This window comes from Pseudomonas sp. GW821-FHT11D10 (assembly GCF_058808435.1).
On sequence record NZ_JBXARR010000011.1, the window covers coordinates 1 to 20,634 of the forward strand.

A 20,634-nucleotide genomic window follows, 5' to 3' on the forward strand; every position below is an offset into this window, starting at 1 on the left:
CGCCGGATAGATTTAAGCAAGCCAACCACACCACCCGTTAATCAGTATTGCAAAAATGGGGGTGACCATAGATTTTTATGGTCAGCCTAGAATCAGTCAAGAATCAGATGCGGCAAGAACCGGCTCGAATCCTTGGTGATCAGGCTGTTGTCTTCGCGCACACCAATCCCCGCCGCCTGATCACCGATTACCCACGAGCCGATCAGCGTGTAGCTGTCGTCGAACTTCGGCAACGGGGCAAATTCCTGCAGGATGAAGGGCGCGTCGGTGTAGGGCCCATCCTCTTTGACGATCAGGCCTTCGGCAGTCTGCAGCTCGATGTTGGCGCCTTCCCGGGAGAAATACGGCTTGCGCACCCAGCCCTTGGGTACCGCGCTGCCCGGATTCGGGTCGAGGTGCGCGGCCAGCAGATTCGGGTGGCCCTTGTGCAACTCCCAAAGCAGGGGCAGGGCGCCCTTGTTGGAAAGAATGGATTTCCACGCCGGTTCGAAAAACTGGGTGTCGCACTCGGCAATCGCCGCGCCGAACGGCTCATGGAAGATGAACTCCCAGGCGTGCAGCTTGAAGAGGTGCGGGATCCAGCGATCTTCGAGATCCACGAAACGACCGTCAGCGCTCAGGCCGATGTCTTCGATGTCGATGTGCCGCGATTCGATGCCGACCTTCTCTGCGATCAGTCGCAGGTAATCCGTGGTGCCTTTGTCTTCCACCGAGTCTTTCATCGAGGCGAAGTAAAACGGCCGCGTGAGTTTCAGTTGGGCAAAGGTTTCGTGCAGCCGGGTGTCGATGCTGTTGAACTGGTCGGCATGACGCGGCAGCATCCCGCGCTCGATGCATTGCTCCAGCCAGCCCCACTGAAACGCCGACGCTTCATAAAGGCTGGTGGGCGTGTCGTAGTTGAGTTCGAGCAGCTTCGCCGGGCCGTTGCCGCTGTAGGAGAAGTCCATGCGCCCGTACAGATGCGGATGTCCTTCCAGCCAGGACGTTCGGATCATGTCGTAGTACGGCGCCGGAATGCTCAGACGATCCAGCAGTTCTTCGCTGTGCACGACGCGGTCGACCAGGTCCATGCACATCTCATGCAGCTCGGTGGTCGGATCCTCCAGATCGTTTTCGATCTGCGCGAGCGTGAACTGGTAATAGGCGCGCTCGTCCCAGTACGGCTCGTCGTCGATGGTGTGAAACAGAAAACCGAGGCTTTCGGCGGTCTGTTTCCAGTCGTGGCGTTCGGCGCAGTGGATCTTCTTCATGGTCAGCTGCTCGAACGGCCCCAGCCGCCCCAACCGCTGCGTGCGCTGGACTGGCTGCCGAAACCGCCACGGGAGGTGGACGACGCCACGTTGACCGGTTTGCGGTAATCGCTGTCGTAGTCGCGCTGGCTGCGGCTCGGTGCCGACTCGATCCGCCGGTTCAGCGTCGAAGTGTCGTAGGTCTGGCGGGTATTGCGCTCACGGTAAACCGGCCGCGAATCACTCGCGCGGTTGTTGCTCATGGCATTGCCGATCAGCCATCCGGTGAGCCAGCCGTTGCCTGCACCGCTGGACGAGTGCGAAGTGCTGGTCTGATTGCTTTGCACGGCAGCCGCATCGCCGGCAGGCATCTGCGCATTGGCGATCGCATCGAGGTTCTGTGCCGGCTCACCGTCCTGCGGCACCTTGAAGCCACCGAGTTTCGGCACGAAACGGCCGGCGGAATTTTTCTGACACCAGTCAGCGGCAAAGTCCGCGTCGCAGGCAGCCTTGTCGTCGTAGGCCGGGGAGATCCGCCGGTGTTCGGCCAGGGCCGCGACGTAGGCGTTCGAGCAGACATCGGGCGCCAGTTCGGCATCGACGCATTGTTCGACGCTCTGGAAGTTGCGTTGCTGTTCCTGGGCGGCCACTTCACCGGAAATCGCCAGGGCCACCGAAGCGGCCAGCGACAGTTGAACGTACTTGCTTCGTTTCATCTCAGGCTTCCTGCCGATCAGTAGGACGGGGTCATGCACGCGGCGTTGAGCATGCCGACGCTGATCGCCACCGCCGCCACATAGATGCCCGCAGCGATTTCACCGTTGGCGATGCGCTGGGACGTGCCCTTGAGCACCAGCCCGGTCGCCAGGAAGGCCAGCAATTGCACCACGGCCGCGATCACCGCCCAGAGGACGAAGTCGAGAACGTTGATCGAATGAGCGATCACGTTGCTGGCCGGAATCGCGAAACCGATGATTGCGCCGGAAAGGGCAATGGCGGCGGCGACGTTGCCGGAACGGATCAGCTCGAATTCCTTGTGCGGCGTGACGCGGGTGTAGACGAACTGAAACAGCATGAACAGCAGCACGGCGCCGATCAGGTAGGCAACGAAACCGACCAGTGCGGCTTTGTTCAGGGAAATGGACAACGCTTCCAGCATGGAAAACTTCCTTTTAGATGGTGCTCAAATCGGTGGTGTACAGCGAGATGCCCAGCGAGGTGCTCAGGCTGACGGTGCCTTCTTCGTCCTGTTCGACGGAGAACAGCAAGAGCTCGCGGCGATCGGTCAGGCCGGTCTCCCGGGCGTATAGCATCGAGTGATGATTGATGGTGTAGGACTCGTCCGGGTTGATCACCTGTTCGGTGAGCGGCACCAGTTCGGTCTGGCCACGTTCGGTGCCCCATTCACGGGTGTATTCGACACCTTCTTGACGATAGGTCGGCAGGCCGATCTGACTGTTCGGGCCGGCCAGGCGCTGCAGTTCGGCGTCACTGTTGACCGTCACATAGCTGACGTAATTGAACAGCGTCACCGACTCGATCTGGTCGTCGCCCGTGACATGGATCTGTACCCAGAACTCTTCGTCGTTCAGATAGTAGCGATGCAGTTTGTTCGACTGGCCGAGGTCGATCCAGCCGGCGCTCCAGATGGCCTGGGCGTCGGGAACCCGCACTGAAGTGCTGCCGTCGAGCAACAGGCCGAGGGTCGTGTCGAAGCGGATCGCCTTGCCCTGCGCCAGTCCGAGCGGGCCGCCGGCAGACTCTGACGCCGGCGCGGCCGACTGCCAGTTGCTGGTGCCGAGCAAATCTTTGAACCATCCCATGGGTACATTCCTTGAAGCGGGTGGAGATATTCGTTGGCAAAACGCCGCTAGTGTACCGGCCTCGTGGCGAACGAGCAGGCAAAAAAGAAGGGCACCCGGTGCCCTTCTTTTTTCTCGCCGCCGTTACTGGGCGGACTTCTGCTTCAGACGCTCGAGGATGGCGTTGGCGCTGCCTTCGTTCGGCGTGATGCCGGCTTCGCGCAGCTTGCGATCCAGGTCGTTGCCGGTCGACGCATCGGCCAGCTCGTCGGCAGCACTCAGCTCGGCAGCGCGTTGCTGTTGCTTGGCTTGCAGACGGTTCAGGGTGCCGACAGCGGTTTCCAGCTTGCCGTTGGCGCCGCCGCTGGCGATCGAAGCACTGACCTGCGCTTTCTGCACGCTTTCACGGGCCTTGGCCATGTCCACTTGCTGGCGCAGGCTCTTGATCCGCGCTTCGGCCTTGTTGATGTCCTTGCGCATGTTGTCGGCGTAGGTGCCGAACTCGTCGCTCTGCTTCTTCTCGACGCCCAGGTCGTTGGTCAGGGTCGAGATCGCTTCGGCCACTTCCAGCGCCAGGTCTTCGCGGCCGGCGTTCAGGGCGGAAACAGCCTTGGCTTCCAGGTCCCTGATCTTGGCTTCGTACTCGCTCACGCGGTCGGCGGAGAGTTTGTGCTTGGCCATGATGGTGACCAGTTCGCGACGGGCGTTGGACAGCGCGCTGTCGGCGTCACGGATTTCCTGATCGAGGATGCGCAGGGCCTGTTGGTCGGCGATCGCTTCGCCGACTTCATTGGCGCCGCCGCGCAGCGCGGTGAACAACTTGCTCCAGATGGACTGAGTCATTGGATATTCCCTGTTGATTACTTGAAGAAGTGTTCGAAGGCTTCGCTGGCGCGCTGCACGTTGTCGACCAGGGTTTTCACCTCGGTGACCACGTTGGTCAGGCTCGAATCGGCACTCAGTGCACCGAACATGTTGTAGACGGTCTGGCCGTTGGGCATGGTCTCGATGCCGATCGACGACAGCGGGAACATTTCCCGGCTGCGCAGTACAGCGTCGTTGAACGCGCGCACGTCGGTGATCGAATCGATGTCCACCAGCACGGTGTCGACGATGATCTGCTGACCGGCGAGGGCGATGTGAATCGGCAGACCGCCGAATTCGTTCATTTCCAGCTTGAGGCTGGGTTCGGAGCTCTGGATCAGAGACAGCGTGATCTCTTGCGAAGCCACCTCGTCCAGCGCCTTGAAAGCGTTGTAGAGGCTATCGATATTCCAGTTGTTGCCTGCGCTCATGTAATTCTCCGACATGAAAGAGCCAGCCAGAATCGGTTGGCGTAGCTGTTGCTCCATTTGCTTGAGCAAGCTTCGGTTTTCCGGAAGCACCCAAGTTTCGTGTTTCACATAACCGGCGGCAGCCAGGCCCGCGCGCATCTGCTTCATATAGAAGCTCGACGGTTTTTTCGCGGACGGTGTCGAGCGCACTCCCTTCGGGCTCTCCGATTTTGTTGCTGGGGAGTTGCTTTTCATGGCGATGACTCCGTTATGAACATCTCACGCGTGAGCCACACTACAACCAATTCAAAGTGCCATCAATGGCTCACGCGTGAGATTTTTATGACACGCGAAAAAACGCCCGCAACTAGGCGGGCGCAGGTTTTCCGGGTGTGTCCTAGCGGGGCTCAGTGGCTGGCAGCGAGGAATTCGTCGGTGGACACCACGCTGGCGTAGGCAAACCCCAGCGCCGACATGAACGCCGCATGCACGTGGGCGGCGGGGACGGTCAGGCCGTTGAATTCCAGATCACGGCTGGCGCAGGCATCGTGAATCACCGTGACGGTGTAGCCCAGATCTGCCGCCGCACGAGTGATGCCGTCGACGCACATGTGGCTCATGCTGCCGACCACCACCAGCTCCTTGATGCCCTGTTCGTCGAGGATCGATTGCAGTTCGGTTTCGCGGAACGAGTTGACGAAGTGCTTGAGCACCACCGGCTCATCGGCGCGGTTGAGCACTTTCGGATGCAGCTTGGCGCCTTCGGAGCCCGGAGTGAAAAACGGCGCCTCGGGCGAGGTGAATTCGTGGCGGATGTGCACCACCGAATCACCGGCCTCGCGGAACGCCGCGATCAACCGTGCGGCGTTGTCGGCGGCGGCCTCGGCACCGGCCAGCGGCCACTTGCCTTGGGGGAAGTAGTCGTTCTGGATATCGACTACGATGAGCGCTTGCTTGGCCATGGGTGTGTCCTCGAAGTGAACGTTGGGTGTGGGCTCAGTATTGGCGCTGGCCACGTTTTCGAGGATTGGCCGCACCGACAATACACAGGGGAAAACTGACAATGGACGCGAAACCGGCGGTCGTCGAACTGGGTGTGCTGATCTATCCCGGCGCGCAGCTGGCGGCGGTGCATGGGTTGACCGACCTGTTCGCGGTGGCCAACCGGGTCGCTGCCGAGCACCAGAGTGTGCAGTTGCCGCGCTTGCGTGTCAGCCATTGGCAGGTCGAGGGCGATCAGACGCCGGTGCGGGTTCACGACAGCGACCCCGGCGCCGAAGCCGGTCTGGTCGCGGTCGTGATTCCGCCGTCCATTGGCGGTTTTTCCGCGGCCCAGGTGCCCGCCGGGCTGATTCACTGGCTGCGCGAGCAACACGCCAGTGGCGCCACACTCGGCGGGGTGTGCGTCGGTTCGCTGCTGCTGGCCGAAAGCGGTCTGCTCGACGGTCGCAGCGCTACCACGCACTGGACGTCGGCCAAGGCGTTCGCCGAACGGTATCCACATATCAACCTCAAGGCTGACACGCCGATTGTCGATGACGGCGACCTGATCACCACGGCCGGTTTGATGGCCTGGTCAGAACTGGGGCTACGGCTGGTCGATCGTCTGCTCGGGCCGAGCATCGCCAGCGCGACCGCGCGGTTTCTGGTGGTGGAACACAGCGACAGCGCCAGTGCCTGCGGCAGCAATTTCGCCCCGATCCTCAATCATGGCGACGGCGCGATTCTCAAGGTTCAGCACTGGCTTCAAGGCAATGGCGCGACCGATGTTTCACTGACGGCGATGGCCGAACGCGCGGGTCTCGAGGAGCGTACGTTCCTGCGCCGTTTTCGTGCGGCGACCGGCCTGAAACCCACCGAATACTGCCAGCACCTGCGGGTCGGCAAGGCCCGGGAAATGCTCGAATTCACCAACGGCACCATCGACCACATCGCGTGGACGGTGGGCTATCAGGATCCGGGAGCTTTTCGCGCGACGTTCAAGAAAATTACCGGGCTGGCGCCGAGTGAATATCGCACGCGATTCGGCGTGAGTCCGCCGCCGGCCGTGGCGAAGTAATACGCACTCGTCGTGCAAAATGCCGGAGCCCACAGCGCAGTCGTGCAGATTGAAACAGGCGCGGTGCCAGCACGGGTTTTTCAAGTGGCTGATTTTCTAAGTGTTTCAGGTAAACCCCGGTTGGCCTGATCTCTGCACCCTCTGACCTACATTCAACAAGCCGTTGGAAGGGGGACGCATGACCCCGACATCCCGCAGGAAAGTGGTCGTCGCCCACTCGGTTCGACCCGGCGCGCCGCAACATGAAGTGCAGACCAACAAAGCCCTCGCGCGATGGCTGGCGCAGATCCTCGGCCTCAAGTTCGGCGGCAGCTACGACGCCGAAAAGCATCGCGGCCGGGATATTTATCTGCTGCCGACCCAGACCCTCGTCGGCGCGGCGGCCCGCGAACTGGGTGTGAGTGGCCCGGATGATCTGTGGGGCGGTTTCGTCGAGCACGATTTCATCTGCACCAAAGCCATCAGCCACGGTTTGCGCAGCCATCAGGCCCATGCGCCGCACGGCTGGTCGCCGCTGTTTTCCGAGCGGGTGCGCACCGTGGTGCTGGACGGGCTCAGCGTCTTTGCGCTGGAGGATGCACGGCCCGCCGCCGAACATCTGTTGTACAGCGGACCGATCCGGATCAAGCCGATTCACGCCTGCGCCGGGCGCGGTCAGGAAGTGATCAAGAGCCTGGATGCGTTCGACGAATTTCTCGCCCGACCCGAGGCTGGAGAACTGTTCAGCGATGGCGTGGTGCTGGAGCAGGATTTGAGTCAGGTGGTCACCCACAGCGTCGGCCAGTCGTTCATCGGCGACCGGGTGCTGAGTTATTGCGGTGATCAATACTTGACCAAGGACGCCCACGGCGAAGAGGTGTACGGCGGCTCGAACCTGCTGGTGGTGCAGGGCAGTTACGAGGATCTGCTGGCGCTGGATCTGCCCGACGACGTGCGTCTGGCCATTCAGCAGGCGCAGGTGTTCGACCGGGCGGCGGACGAAGCCTATCCGCGTTTCTATGCCTCGCGGCGCAATTACGACATCGCCCAGGGCCTGGACAGCGAAGGCCGGCCGCGCAGTGGCGTGCTCGAACAGTCCTGGCGCATGGGCGGCGCCAGCAGCGCGGAAGTGGCGGCGTTGCAAAGCTTCGTCAACGATCCCTCGATGCGCGCGATCCGCGTATCGTCGGTGGAAACCTATACCGATCAGGACCTGCCGGCGGATGCCATCGAGGTGTATCGCGGGCCGGCCGAGAACAGCGACTTTCTCCTCAAATACGTAACGGTCAAATCCTATGACGGCTAGAAGCGAAAGCATTCAAATCGACATTGATGATGAACAGATGAGCGGGACATTCCTCAGTCCCAAATCGAAAGTCCCCGGCGTGTTGTTCGTGCACGGCTGGGGCGGCAGTCAGGAGCGGGATCTGGAACGGGCCAAAGGCATTGCCGGCCTGGGCTGCGTGTGCCTGACGTTCGACCTGCGCGGGCACACCGGCGGCACCGGCATTCCGCTGAGCCGGGTGACCCGCGAAGACAATCTGCGTGATTTGCTGGCGGCCTACGACCGGCTGCTCGCCCATCCGGCACTGGACACCTCGGCCATCGCGGTAGTGGGCACCAGCTATGGCGGTTATCTCGCCTCGATCCTCACCTCGCTGCGTCCGGTGCGCTGGCTGGCGCTGCGAGTGCCGGCGCTGTACCGCGACGAGCAATGGCACACGCCCAAACGCGATCTGGACAAGGCCGACCTGCGCGATTATCGCGGCACCCTGGTGCGCGCCGACAGCAACCGCGCCTTGCATGCCTGCTCGCAATTCACCGGAGACGTGCTGCTGGTGCAGTCGGAAACCGATGACTACGTGCCCCACGCGACGATCATGAGTTACCGCGCCGCGTGTCAGCAGACGCACTCGCTGACCCATCGCATCATTGATGGCGCCGACCATGCCCTGAGCGATCCGACCTCGCAGCAGGCCTACACCTCGATCCTGGTCGACTGGATTACCGAGATGGTGGTGGGCGAGCGGTTGAGCATCATTCAGTCGCGCTGATCAGGACTTGGGTTTCTTCTCGATCCGCAACGCCTTGGCCTTGGCTTCCACCACCAGGTACATCAGCACGGTGATCAGCAGCGGCAGCAGGAAATAGATCGCCCGGTACGCCAGCAACCCCGCCACCAGACTGCCGCGCGAAGCCTCGTGTTGCAGCAGCGCCACGAACACCGCTTCCAGCACGCCGAGCCCGGCGGGAATGTGGGTGATGACCCCGGCAATCGCGCTGATCAGCAGCACCCCGAGCACCAGCGGATAGTCGAGCTTGCTCGGCAGCAAGGTGAAAATCACCGCCGCCATCAGCGACCAGTTCAGCGCCCCGAGCAGCAATTGCAGGACCGCCATGCGCAGCGACGGCAGGTTGATTTCCACCCCGCGAATCGACCACTCGCGCCGCCGGGAAAACTGGCAGGCGACCAGATAACCGGCACTCACCAACAGCAGCAACACACCAATGCCCTGCAACGCATCACTGCTGACTTTCCAGCCCGGCGGCATGCGCACCAGCCCGCTGCTGAATACCACGCCGGCGATGGTCATGTAGCCGAACCAGTTGGTCGCCAGGCTCAGGCCGAGGATCTTGGCGATGTTGCTTTTACTCACCCCGAGCCGCGAATACAGGCGATAGCGCATGGCGATTCCGCCGACCCAGGCGCTGAGGTTGAGGTTGAACGCATAGCTGATGACGCCCACCGGCAGGATCTGTTTCCACGTCAGGTCCTGACGAATGTAAGTGCGGCCGATCAAATCGAAACTGGCGTACACCAGAAAGCTCAGCAGGGTCAGGCTGGAGGCGATGATCAGCGTGCGCACCTTGAAGTCGGCGAGGGTTTGCAGCACTTCGGCCCATTCGATACGGCTGGCGAACATCGTCAGCAAAACGATCAACGCAAGAAAGAACAGCAGGGTCAGCGGACGTTTCCAGCGGCTCCAGCGAGACTTGCCCGCCGGTGCCGGATGCACCGCCGCGTGGGCTTCGGAATGGCTCATGACGGATCGCTCCCGGCGGCATGGGTAAAGGGTTTGAGCCGTGGCTTGTGCGCCGGCAGCCAGCCGGCCATCGCCGGGAAATGCCGCAGGAAGTGAAACACCAGAAAGCCCACGGTCATGTGCCAGATCCGCCCGCGCGGCGACTTCGCGGCGTCCATCGCCTTGCAGTGGTTGTGGCTGAGGTCTTCGAGGCGTTCGAACAGGTGGCGATTGAAGGCGCGGTCGCGGATCAGCACGTTGGCTTCCAGGTTCAGCGACAGGCTCAGCGGATCAAGATTGCTTGAGCCGACGGTGCTCCATTCCTCGTCCACCAGCGCCACTTTGCCGTGCAGCGGCCGCTCGCAATATTCGTGAATCTGCACCCCGGCCTTCAGCAGATAATCGTAGGTCATGCGCGCGGCGAGTTTGGCCACCAGCATGTCCGGCTGCCCCTGCAGAATCAGTCGCACCTCGACCCCGCGTCGGGCTGCATTGCGGATCTCGCGCAGCAGGCGATAGCCGGGAAAGAAGTAGGCGTTGGCGATCACCACCCGCCGTTGGGCGCGGCGCAGTACCTGCAAATAAACGTCTTCGATGTCGGTGTTGTGCCGGTCGTTGTCGCGAAACACCAGGCGTACCTGACCGTCGTGATCATCGAACGCCATCTCCGCGCGGCGCTGTCGGCGCCGTTGCCACCAGAATCTTGCCCGACCCGGTCGGCCGCTCTGCAGCAGGGCGAAATGATGGATGTCGGCCACCGCCGGGCCCTGAACCTCCACCGAATAATCCTGCTTCGCTTCGGGGCCGAAATCGGCCAGGTGATCGCCGGAAAAATTGATCCCGCCGATGAACGCAATCAGCCCGTCGACCACCACGATCTTGCGGTGCAGGCGGCGGAACCAGTTGGTGCGAATGCCCAGGCGCTTCGGGGCCGGATCGAAGATTTGCAGATGCACGCCGGCATCGCTCAGCGCGGTGAGATAACCGGTGCTCAGTTCGCCACAACCGAAGCCGTCGAGGCTGACGGTGGTACGCACGCCACGCCGGGCGGCATCGATCAGGATCTCCTGCAATTCCTTGCCGACCTTGTCTTCGAAGACGATGAAGGTCTCCAGCAGGATTTCGCTTTTCGCCGCGCGCATCGCTTCGAACACCCGGGGAAAATACTCCTCGCCGTTTTCCAGCAGCTCGAGCCGGTTGTTGCCCTGCCAGCGATACTCGACATCGACGGTGCCCGGCTCGCGAACGGGCGGGGTGATACTGACCGGTTCCACGGCGGATTTCTCCAACGGTGCACTGCTCATAGTTCTATCTCCACCGACAGCGGCGCGTGGTCGGAAAGGTGTGACCAGGGACGGTTCGCCAGCACTTTGGGTTGACTGGCTTTTAGGTTGCGCACGTAGATCCGGTCCAGGCGCAGCAGCGGCATGCGCGCCGGGAAGCTGCGAGCCGGTTTGCCGTGATGCGCCGCAAACACTTCACGCAGGCCACAGGGTTCAAGCAAGGCATCGGCGCGCTGGCGCCAGTCGTTGAAATCGCCGGCGACGATCACCGGCGCGTCACTGGGCAGCTCGGAAAGGCGTTCTCGCAGCAGGCCCAGTTGATCGTTGCGATGGCTTTCGCGCAGGCCCAGATGAACGCAGATCGCGTGCACTTCACGGTCGTCTCCCGGCAGGCGCAGCACGCAATGCAACAGGCCGCGGTTTTCGTGGCCGCTGATCGAAACGTCGAGGTTGTCATGGCGCACGATCTGGAATTTCGACAGCACGGCATTACCGTGATCGCCGTCCGGGTACACCGCGTTGCGCCCGTAGGCAAACTGCGGCCAAAGGCTGTCGGCGAGAAACTCGTACTGCGGCATCGTCGGCCAGTTTTCGTAGCGTTTGGGATGGTGCTCGTGGGTGCCGTGGACTTCCTGAAGAAACACCACATCGGCGGACACGCTGCGCACCGCTTCGCGCAATTCCGGCAGGATGAAACGCCGGTTCAGTGCGGTGAAGCCCTTGTGGGTGTTGACCGTCAGCACGGTGAAACGGCGCACCGTGCTGATGACCGTGGTCTGCTCGTCGGTGAAGCCGACCGGCTCGGGAATGCTCATGCGAGTACCCCTTCGGCGGCCGGTTCGCCGGGCACGGTTTCGAGGTTCTTATCCAGATCGAATCGCTGCAACAGGCTGCGGGCATCGAAAGGCGCGCGAACCTTGATGTCGTTGTCGAAGTAGCAGAAAACCTCGCGGGATTTACGGGCACGAGGCTTCAGGCGCGGCGCGATCAAATGGGCGTCGCCCGGTTGCCGGCCATGGTGCCAGGCGTCGATCCGTTCGGCCCAGCGTTGCAGCGCGGCGCGGGTGTAGCCGCTGGCGTAGAGCTCTTCGGCACCGTGCAGGCGCAGGTAGACAAAATCGCTGGTGAGGTCTTCGCGGTACGGCCATTTCCCGGCGGTGTCGGCGATCACCAGCGCGGTGTTGTAGCGTTTGAGCAAGCGCACGAAGTCGGGGTCGATGAAACTGTCGTTACGGATTTCCACGGCATGGCGCAGCGGTTTTTTACCGTAGGCTTTCATGCTCGCGTGGCCGTGCAGGTGTGAGTCGTGCTGACGGGCGAGGTCGGCGGCGGCCTGGGTGTCGTGGGGCAACTGATCGAGAAAGGCTTCGAAACGTTCGGGGTCGAACGTGAAGTTGGGCGGGAATTGCCAGAGGACCGGGCCGAATTTTTCCTTCAGTTCCAGCACCCCGGAGGCGAAGAAATTGGCCAGGGGTTTTTCGATATCGCGCAGGCGGCGGATGTGGGTGATGAAGCGGGGCGCCTTGATGCTGAACACGAAGTCATCCGGCGTCTCGGCGTACCACTGGGCGTAGCGTTCGGGCCGTTGCAGGGCGTAGAACGATCCGTTGATTTCGATGCTGTTGACCGCCCGTGAGGCGAACTGCAATTCGCGTTTCTGCGCCAGCCCCTTGGGGTAAAAGTCCCCGCGCCACGGGGCGTAACGCCAGCCTGAAATACCGATATGAATCGTTGCCATGCCGCCCTCCCGTCGAAAGTCCCCGTACGGCCTCTGTCTGTGGATGACTGCGGGCGGTTCGGGAAAGTTTCGACGGGATTACGGACGGTCAGGCTGCGCCGGATCAGTGCCCGGTGACGATCCGGGCCGAGCCTTCGGCGGGTTCGGCATACACCGGGCCCAGGCGATCGAGGCGACCGCTCCATGCCGTCAGGGCCAATGCCACCAGCACCACCAGTCCGCCGATCCATGCAGTGTGAATCAGGCCGATGTGCTCGACGATCAAGCCGCCACCCCACGCGCCGCCGGCAATCCCGAGGTTGAACGCGGCAATGTTCAGGCCCGAGGCCACGTCCACGGCGTGCGGTGTGTGATGTTCAGCCTGACGCACCACATACACCTGCAAGCCCGGCACGTTGCCGAAGGCGACTGCGCCCCAGACCAGCACGGTGGCCAGCGCCAGCCATGGGTTGCCGGCGGTGAAGGTGAGCACGAACAGCACGGCGGCGAGCAGGGCGAAGATGATTTTCAGCGCGCTGATCGGCCCGCGTTTGTCCGCGAGTTTGCCGCCCCAGATGTTGCCGACTGCCACTGACACACCGTACACCAGCAACACCAGGCTGACGGTGCCGGCGCTGAAGCCGGAGATGTCCTGAAGGATCGGCGCCAGGAACGTGAAGGCAATGAACGAGCCGCCGTAACCGATGGCCGTCATGGCGTACACCAACAGCAGGCGCGGTTGCTTGAGCACCTGCAATTGCTGCAACAGCGATGCGGGTTTGCTGTGGGCAATGTTGTTTGGGACGTACAGCACGCTGCCGATGAACGCGATCACGCCGAGCGCCGACACGGCGAGGAAGGTTTCACGCCAGCCGAAATGCTGACCGATGAACGTGCCCAGCGGCACGCCGGTGACCAGTGCCACGGTCAGGCCGGTGAACATGATCGCAATCGCACTGGCGGCTTTTTCCTTGGGCACCAGGCTGGTGGCGATGGTCGAACCGATGGAGAAGAACACGCCATGGGCCAGACCCGTGACGATCCGCGCCAGCACCAGTGATTCATAACTCGGCGCCAGCCAGGCCAGCAGGTTGCCGAGGGTGAACAGCACCATCAGCGACAGCAGCAACAGTTTGCGCGGGACTTTGCCGGTGAGGGCGGTCAGCACCGGTGCACCGATGGCTACGCCGAGGGCGTAGAGACTGACCAGCAGACCGGCGGACGGCAGGCTGACGCCGAGATCGGCGCCGATGGTGGGAAGCAGGCCAACGATGACGAACTCGGTCGTCCCGATGGCGAAAGCGCTGAGGGTCAGCGCGAGCAAGGCAATGGGCATGACGGCACTCCGGTGGGGGATTGAATGGAGCGCAGTGTCGGGGTTTGGTGGGGGTGGAAAAATACGGGGATGGGCATTTGATATTTGACCTGAGAGCAAAGATCAAAAGCTTACCCCCTCATCGGAACGCCGCCCGCCCAGCCCTCCCGAAACGTCGGACCGCCCCCAAGGGGGCGAGGGGGAAAGGGAGCAGATCTTCATGCTTTTCAACACCTGAGTTCGACCTCGATCTTCCAGGTCGACGGAACTGGATTCGGCACCTCGGTCGGCTCCCTCTCCCTCCGGGAGAGGGCTGGGGTGAGGGGGCTCTTGAACTTTGCCGGCCAAATGTCGATCAGTTCCTTACAGGTTCAACCAAGGGAGCTCTGCGTTTTGACCAGGTTCAGGATCGCGATTCTATTGGGGGCATTGCTGTTATTCGGCGGCAATGCAGTGCAAGCCGCCAGCCTGCCGGGCGTTCCGGCGGCCAGTGAAGAGCCGGCCAAACCGGAGCCGATCGTCCAGGGCGGTCTGCTCGGCGCCATCAGTTCCAGCATCGACGACGTGCAGGACAAACTCGATCTCAACGAGCATCTGGTCGACGCCTGGCGCCTGCGCGCCGACCGGGCGGCGGATGAAGTCGACAGGCTGGTCAATCAACCCTCGAACCGCTCCGGCTGGAGCGTGGCAGGGGATTTCCTGATGCTCTCCGGCGTGTGGCTGGGCACGTTTGCCGTGTTGACGGTGCTCGGCAGCGTGCTGGGCAAACGCCTGCGGGAAGGGCGCTGGCTGCGCACCCGCCAACGCAGTCAGGACCTGCTCGGTTACCTGTTGCCCTACACGCTGCCCGCGCTGATCTGCCTGCCGCTGACCCTGTACGTCAGCCATTTTCTGTCGGCCTCGGTCGGTCGCGCGCTGGCGCTGTGTTTTGCCTACGCCACCAGCAGCGGGATATTTTCCACATCGATGCTGTTGTGTGTGGTGGTGATGTTCAACACCGGCCACAAGCGCCGCGCGGTGCAGATCATCCGCGACTACTGCCCGAAACCGCTGTTCCTGATCGGCTTTCTCGCTGCGTTGAGTGACGCCCTGACCAGCCCGCAGATCGCCCGGCAACTGGGCGGCAACATCACCAGCAGCATCGCGGTGTTCACCGGTCTGCTGGCCTCGATCATCTTCGGTCTGCTGGTGATTCGCCTGCGTCGGCCCGTGGCGCATCTGATCCGCAATCGCTCGCTGGCCCAGCGTCTGAAACAGCCGTCGCTGCAAGAGTCACTGCGGATTTTTTCCGGGCTCTGGTACTGGCCGATTGTGCTGATGGTGCTGGTCTCGGCGGTCAATCTGATCGGCATCGGCGAGGACAATCAAAAGGCCCTGCGTTGTGCGCTGTTCACCACCGTGCTGCTGATCGGCACGGTGTTCCTGAGCACCGTGCTGCAACACCTGTTCAAGTCGCGCAAGGCCGAGGCGATCCAGCGCAGCAGTGCCTACAAGGAACGTTTCCTCAGCCTGTTGCACGCCTTGCTGCGGATCGTCATCGCGATTGCGTTCATCGACATACTCGGGCGGATCTGGGGCGTGTCGCTGCTCGACTTCGCCCAGAGCAGCACGGTCGGTCGGGCGATCAGCAATGCCCTGAGCAGCATCGGGTTGATCTTCCTCGTGACGTGGCTGCTGTGGGTGGTGCTCGACACGGCGATTCAGGAGGCGCTGAAACCACCGGTCAGCAAACGCTCGGCGCGCCAGCCCAGCACCCGGGTGAAAACCATCCTGCCGCTGTTGCGCAACGCGATCAAAATCATCCTGGTGGTGATCTGCGCGATCACCACCATGGCCAATCTCGGGATCAACGTCGCGCCGCTGCTGGCCGGTGCCGGGGTGGTCGGCCTGGCCATCGGTTTCGGCTCGCAGCAACTGGTGCAGGACGTGATCACCGGGCTGTTCATCATCATCGAAGACACCCTGTCGATCGGCGACTGGGTGGTGCTCGATTCCGGGCATGCCGGCACGGTCGAAGGCCTGACCATTCGCACCTTGCGCCTGCGCGACGGCAAGGGCTTCGTGCACTCGGTGCCGTTCGGTCAGATCAAGGCGGTGACCAATCAATCGCGGCAGTTTGCGTTCGCGTTTTTCTCGGTGCAGTTCACCTACGACACCGATGTCGACAAGGCCATCGAGCTGATCCGCGAAGCCGGGGATTCGATCCGCGAAGACCCGTTCCTCAAGTACAACCTGCAAGGGCCGCTGGATGTGTTCGGTGTGGACAAGATGGACCTGAACGGCGTGGTGCTGACCGCGCAATTCCGTACGGTTTCCGGTGGGCAGTACGCGGTGAGCCGCGCGTTCAACCAGCGTTTGAAAAAGCTTGTGGATAACAGCCCGTGGGTGCATTTCGCGCAGACTTATCCACAGCAGGTTTTGCTGCCCAAACGCCAGGAAGAAGAGGTGGCGCCGGCGCATTCGTCGGTGGTGTTGCCGGAGCAGGCGCGCACTCAGTGACGGGTCAGCCTGTTGCGGATTTCGCTCATGGCGGCGGAGTCCAGCTCCACCCAGAATTGTTGCTTGCCCGCGACCTCGGCAGCGACCGGCAATCCGTCGCGATACACCAGCCGATTGCTCGCCAGCGCCGGTACTTTCGCGCCCGGCAACAAGGTGCCGGCGAGGTTCAGCGGATCGACGCCGCACACCGCAATCAGGCTGCCGTCATGGGGGCAACGGCGGACTTCGCGCAACAGCGGAATCGCCTCGGGCAGGGCGAATTGCTCGCCGGCCAGACCGCTGACAAACCGACCGCCACGAATCTCGCCCCGGGCCTCCAGCCGATGGAACGTGCGCAACAGTTCGCGCCAGCTCGGCAACCAATCGGCTTCGCGTTCCAGCAGGCGCCAGAACACCACGCCATAGCGGCGCAACAAGGTCATGGCGACGTGTTCGAGAGTTTCAGGTGACGCTGTTTGACGGTTTTCCACAACCGGCCCGCGACGCAACAACGCCCAGCGCCCGGCATCGTCCATGCCGCCGACAAACGCACCGCGCCCGCGTCGACTGCTGCGCTGCTGGCGCTTGCTCGCCGGGGTAATCAGCGCCCGCAATCCGGCAAAGCTGTCAGCATTCACAAGCCCGGCGCCGACCAGTTCCTGCAAGGCGATTTCCAGCTCGGTGCGCAGCAGGTGCGCTTCATGCATCAGCTCATCGAAAAACAGCGCGCCGTGCTGGCTCAGCGCGTCGAAAACCTTGCGGGTCTTGGGCGACAGTTCACTGACCGGCGTCTGCTCGGCCAACGCACTCCACAAGCCGACCTGACTGCGCGGCAACAACACGATCGGTGTGCTGCGCAACGCCGTGCCGCTGATGTTTTGCCGGGCACTGAGGCGAGTCCACACCAGTTTTCCGCTGCGGCACAGATCGTCCAGCCAGCTCGGTGAATAGTCCTTGAGCCGCGCGGGAAGGAGGTCGCTGTCCCACGCCGAAGCTGCAGCTGGGTAGCCTTCGAACTGACCGACAATCGCCGGCAACACGCCGTTGCCCTGACCACGGGTTGACGGGGACAAGTGCTGCCAGTCGAACAGAAACCGCATGAAATCCTGCAATGCCACCGGCTCGATTTCCCGGCGCAGACGCTTGACCGTGTAGCGGTGAATGCGCGCCAGCAGATGCCGTTCGCACCATTCCTCAACGGTCGATCCCGGCGTGAAGTGGCCGCGCAGTACATAACCTTCGCGCTCCAGATGAGCGAGGGCTTGATGAACAGAGGCCGGCATCAGGGCCAGCGGTTCGGCAATCGCCGCCAGCGGTAGCGGGCCGAATGCGCCGAGCCGCGCGCGGATCACTTCGATCAGTGCGTCATCGGCTGCCCATGGTTCGTCGAAACCGGGCAACGCGGGCAGTGCCGACTGCGCCTGTGGATAAAGCGCTAGCAGACAGGTCAGGCGTTCTCTTGCCAGCCACAGTGAATGCTCGGGATCGATCTGCAACTGGCAGGCTCGCCCGGTTTCGGCCAGGGCACTCAGCCAGTCGCGCCACTGCGGATTGGCCTCGACTTCACGGTCGCTGATGCAGGCCAGGCTCATCAGCGCTTCGTGCATTTCATCGGCGCTGTTCGGCGTCGTCCAGGCCTCTTCGCGCACGGCGTTGATCGCGTCGGCGTCCAGCGCACCGAGGTCATCGGTGGATTGCGGATCGCTCCAGCGGCGGTTGAGCACGGCCTGGGTGCGCCGCTCTTCCAGCGGCGCATCGTCGAGAAAGGTGTAGGGGCGGGCGCTGAGGATTTCCGCCGCCAGCGGCGAGGGCGCCGGCAGGTCACGGGCGATCAGGCGCACTTCGCCGCGCTCCATGCGCCGCAGGAGTTCGAGCCAGCCTTCGCTGTCCATCGCCTCGTGCAGGCAGTCGTCGAGGGTCTGCTCCACCAGCGGATGCTCGGGAATTTCCCGTTCGCCGGCGAGGTTTTCCAGGCAGGCGATCTGATCGGGAAACACGCTGGCGATCAGGTCTTCGCTTTTCATCCGCTGCAATTGCGGCGCGACCTTGCGCCCGCCGGTGTAGCGCGGCAGGGCCAGCGCCACGCCGGCATTCCAGCGCCAGCGCACACCGAACAGCGGCGCATCCAGCACCGCTTGAATCAGGATGTGCTCGGCGCTGTTGCTGTGCAGGTAACGCCAGACTTCATCGAGTTCGAAACTGTGGCTGGTGGACAGTGACAGCACTATCGCGTCTTCGCTGGCGGCAGCCTGCAATTCGAAGTTGAAGGTGCGGCAGAAACGCTTGCGCAGGGCAAGGCCCCAAGCACGGTTGATGCGACTGCCGAACGGCGAATGAATGATCAACTGGGTGCCGCCGGACTCGTCGAAAAACCGCTCCATCAGCAGCGTGTCCCGCGACGGCAGCGCGCCGAGGGCGAGGCGGGCGCGGGCCAGGTATTCCACCAGCTGTTCGGCGCTGGCCAGGTTCAGGCCGAGGGTGTCGGTCAGCCAGTCGAGGGCCGGTTGCAGGTTGCCGGGGCTGGCGCTGAGCAATTGATCGAGCTGCGCGTGCAGGCGCGCCACGGCCGCCGACAACTCATCGCTGCGTCCCGGTGCTTCGCCGAGCCAAAACGGAATGGTTGGCGGCTGACCCTGGGCGTCCTCGACCCGCACCTTGCCGGTTTCCACCCGCAGGATGCGATAGGAGGCGTTGCCGAGCTGAAACACGTCGCCGGCAATGCTTTCCACGGCGAAGTCTTCGTTGACGCTGCCGATGTTCAGGCCCTGGGGTTCGAGCAATACGCTGTAGTCGGCGTTGTCGGGGATGGTGCCGCCGCTGGTGACGGCGGTCAGCCGCGCGCCGCGTCGCCCGCGCAGGGTTCGGCTGACGGCGTCGCGGTGCAGGTAGGCGCTGCGGATGCCCTGACGGCCGTTGTAACCCTCGGCGAGCATGCCCAGCAGCGCCTGATAATGTGTTTCGTCGAGGCGGGCGTAGGGCTCGGCCCGGCGGAACAGCGCGAGCAAATCGTCCTCGGCCCATTCCTGGCAACTGACCTCGGCGATGATCTGCTGTGCCAGCACATCCAGCGGTGCTTCGGGAATGTGCAGCGTATCGAGTTCACCCCGGCGCACGCAGTCGAGCAGGGCGGCGCATTCGATCAGGTCGTCGCGGGTGGTGGCGAACAGGCGCCCCTTGGGCGTGCCGCCAACCTGGTGTCCGGAGCGGCCGACCCGTTGCAGAAACCCGGCAATCGAGCGCGGCGAGGCGATCTGGCACACCAGGTCGACTTCGCCGATATCGATCCCCAGCTCCAGCGACGCGGTGGCGATCAGCACTTGCAGCTCGCCACGCTTGAGCCGCTGCTCGGCGTCGAGGCGAAACTCCTTGGCCAGACTGCCGTGGTGCGCCGCCACCGCGTGTTTGCCGAGGCGTTCGCTCAGGTGCCGGCTCAGGCGTTCGGCCAGGCGTCGGGTGTTGACGAAAATCAGCGTGGTGCGGTGTTCCCGGGCCAGGGTGGCGAGGCGGTCGTAGACCAGTTCCCAGACGTCATTGGCCATCACCGCCGACAACGGCACCGGCGGCACTTCGATGCCCAGATCCCGTGGGCGCGCGTGGCCGATGTCGATGATTTCGCACGGGCGCTCATGGCCGACCAGAAACCGTGCGACCGCATCGATCGGTTTTTGCGTGGCCGACAGACCGATGCGGGTCAGTGGTTCAGGACACAGCGCCTGCAAGCGTTCGAGGCTCAAGGCCAGGTGACTGCCGCGTTTGCCGGCGGCGATGGCGTGGATCTCGTCGACGATCACCGTGCGCGTGGTGCCGAGCATTTTGCGGCCGGATTCCGAGCCGAGCAGCACATAGAGCGATTCCGGGGTGGTCACCAGAATGTGCGGCGCGCTCTTGCGCATGGCGGCGCGGTCTTTCTGCGGGGTGTCGCCGGTGCGCACGGCGGTGGTGATTTCCAGCGCCGGCAGACCCATTTGGCGCAACTGGTCGGTAATCCCGGCCAGCGGGTTCTGCAGGTTGATGCGGATGTCGTTGGACAGCGCCTTGAGCGGCGAAACGTAGACCACCAGGGTTTCGTCCGGCAGACCGTCCGGGGTTTCCAGGCCACGGTGGACCAGATCGTCGAGCACCGCGAGGAATGCGGTGAGGGTTTTCCCGGAGCCGGTGGGCGCGGCGATCAGCGTCGAACGGCGCTGGCGGATCAACGGCCATGCGCGGGCCTGGGCGGCGGTCACCGTCGGGAATGTGCTGCTGAACCAGGCGCTGACGGCGGGGTGGAAGCCTGCCAGGGCCGCGTCCTTGGGAAGGGGCAGATTCATGGCTTCAGTTATGCGGGTGGGCGGGCGAAGTTGCAAGTACCGCTCGGGATCTACACTTTACGGGTGACGGTTGCGCACTAAACCCGCAAAATGCAACGATTCCGGCAATTATCGACGACGCTGCCACGAGCATCGTCGCCAAAGCCATCGTTCCAATCAGACTGG

The 20,634-nt window shown here is 63.0% G+C and carries 17 protein-coding genes; 4 read left to right on the forward strand and 13 right to left on the reverse strand.

Translation table 11 applies throughout. The annotated features are described in order from the left end of the window. Positions 1-92: 92 nt before the first annotated feature. From AC1RT4_RS25820 to AC1RT4_RS25850, 7 genes are all read right to left on the reverse strand, one after another. On the reverse strand, positions 93-1,250 hold the full coding sequence (locus AC1RT4_RS25820) for a glutathionylspermidine synthase family protein (RefSeq protein ID WP_493088844.1): 1,158 nt from the start codon (positions 1,248-1,250) through the stop codon (positions 93-95). A gap of 2 nt (positions 1,251-1,252) precedes the next feature. Next, the gene (locus AC1RT4_RS25825; protein ID WP_085609134.1) at positions 1,253-1,945 is read right to left on the reverse strand and encodes a DUF1190 domain-containing protein; all 693 of its coding nucleotides are present in this window, start codon (positions 1,943-1,945) and stop codon (positions 1,253-1,255) included. A 17-nt stretch (positions 1,946-1,962) separates the two neighbouring features. Further along, positions 1,963-2,388: a DUF350 domain-containing protein gene (locus tag AC1RT4_RS25830; protein WP_007955627.1), complete on the reverse strand. Its 426-nt coding sequence runs from the start codon at positions 2,386-2,388 to the stop codon at positions 1,963-1,965. A gap of 13 nt (positions 2,389-2,401) precedes the next feature. Next, entirely contained in the window at positions 2,402-3,052 is a 651-nt protein-coding gene (locus AC1RT4_RS25835; protein ID WP_493088847.1) for a DUF2491 family protein, read from the reverse strand. A 123-nt stretch (positions 3,053-3,175) separates the two neighbouring features. After that, a complete protein-coding gene (locus tag AC1RT4_RS25840; protein ID WP_103385518.1) occupies positions 3,176-3,874 on the reverse strand; it encodes a PspA/IM30 family protein in 699 nt (232 codons plus the stop codon). A 17-nt stretch (positions 3,875-3,891) separates the two neighbouring features. Further along, entirely contained in the window at positions 3,892-4,560 is a 669-nt protein-coding gene (locus AC1RT4_RS25845) for a YjfI family protein (protein WP_064382238.1), read from the reverse strand. Positions 4,561-4,712: 152 nt separating this feature from the next. Continuing rightward, positions 4,713-5,267 carry a cysteine hydrolase family protein gene (locus AC1RT4_RS25850; RefSeq protein ID WP_493088850.1) on the reverse strand — a complete coding sequence of 185 codons (555 nt, stop codon included), beginning with the start codon at positions 5,265-5,267 and terminating at the stop codon, positions 4,713-4,715. Between the two features lie 101 nt (positions 5,268-5,368). On the opposite strand from AC1RT4_RS25850, the gene AC1RT4_RS25855 reads away from it, so the two are divergent. The 3 genes from AC1RT4_RS25855 (at position 5,369) to AC1RT4_RS25865 (ending at position 8,397) form a co-directional block, all read left to right on the forward strand. After that, positions 5,369-6,364, forward strand: coding sequence for a GlxA family transcriptional regulator (locus tag AC1RT4_RS25855; protein WP_493088852.1), 996 nt, complete (start codon positions 5,369-5,371; stop codon positions 6,362-6,364). A 178-nt stretch (positions 6,365-6,542) separates the two neighbouring features. Next, positions 6,543-7,649 carry a DUF3182 family protein gene (locus AC1RT4_RS25860; RefSeq protein WP_493088854.1) on the forward strand — a complete coding sequence of 369 codons (1,107 nt, stop codon included), beginning with the start codon at positions 6,543-6,545 and terminating at the stop codon, positions 7,647-7,649. After that, positions 7,639-8,397 carry an alpha/beta hydrolase family protein gene (locus AC1RT4_RS25865; RefSeq protein WP_007955615.1) on the forward strand — a complete coding sequence of 253 codons (759 nt, stop codon included), beginning with the start codon at positions 7,639-7,641 and terminating at the stop codon, positions 8,395-8,397. The genes AC1RT4_RS25860 and AC1RT4_RS25865 overlap by 11 nt, the downstream gene beginning before the upstream one ends. Here AC1RT4_RS25865 and AC1RT4_RS25870 read toward each other — a convergent pair whose 3' ends face one another. The 5 genes from AC1RT4_RS25870 to AC1RT4_RS25890 form a co-directional block, all read right to left on the reverse strand. Beyond that, positions 8,398-9,387: a lysylphosphatidylglycerol synthase domain-containing protein gene (locus tag AC1RT4_RS25870; protein WP_127800175.1), complete on the reverse strand. Its 990-nt coding sequence runs from the start codon at positions 9,385-9,387 to the stop codon at positions 8,398-8,400. Next, positions 9,384-10,670 (reverse strand): cardiolipin synthase ClsB, encoded by a 1,287-nt coding sequence (gene clsB / locus AC1RT4_RS25875; RefSeq protein WP_007955611.1) that lies wholly within the window; start codon positions 10,668-10,670, stop codon positions 9,384-9,386. Before clsB ends, AC1RT4_RS25870 begins: the two co-directional genes overlap by 4 nt. Then, positions 10,667-11,464, reverse strand: coding sequence for an endonuclease/exonuclease/phosphatase family protein (locus tag AC1RT4_RS25880; RefSeq protein ID WP_493088857.1), 798 nt, complete (start codon positions 11,462-11,464; stop codon positions 10,667-10,669). The genes clsB and AC1RT4_RS25880 overlap by 4 nt, the downstream gene beginning before the upstream one ends. After that, positions 11,461-12,387 carry a DUF72 domain-containing protein gene (locus AC1RT4_RS25885; protein ID WP_493088859.1) on the reverse strand — a complete coding sequence of 309 codons (927 nt, stop codon included), beginning with the start codon at positions 12,385-12,387 and terminating at the stop codon, positions 11,461-11,463. The genes AC1RT4_RS25880 and AC1RT4_RS25885 overlap by 4 nt, the downstream gene beginning before the upstream one ends. A gap of 103 nt (positions 12,388-12,490) precedes the next feature. Further along, on the reverse strand, positions 12,491-13,702 hold the full coding sequence (locus AC1RT4_RS25890) for an MFS transporter (protein WP_493088861.1): 1,212 nt from the start codon (positions 13,700-13,702) through the stop codon (positions 12,491-12,493). A 372-nt stretch (positions 13,703-14,074) separates the two neighbouring features. On the opposite strand from AC1RT4_RS25890, the gene AC1RT4_RS25895 reads away from it, so the two are divergent. Continuing rightward, a complete protein-coding gene (locus AC1RT4_RS25895; protein ID WP_493088863.1) occupies positions 14,075-16,180 on the forward strand; it encodes a mechanosensitive ion channel family protein in 2,106 nt (701 codons plus the stop codon). Here AC1RT4_RS25895 and AC1RT4_RS25900 read toward each other — a convergent pair. Then, positions 16,174-20,469, reverse strand: coding sequence for a DEAD/DEAH box helicase (locus tag AC1RT4_RS25900; protein WP_493088865.1), 4,296 nt, complete (start codon positions 20,467-20,469; stop codon positions 16,174-16,176). The two genes, AC1RT4_RS25895 and AC1RT4_RS25900, sit on opposite strands and share 7 nt — an antisense overlap. Between the last annotated feature and the right edge of the window lie 165 nt (positions 20,470-20,634).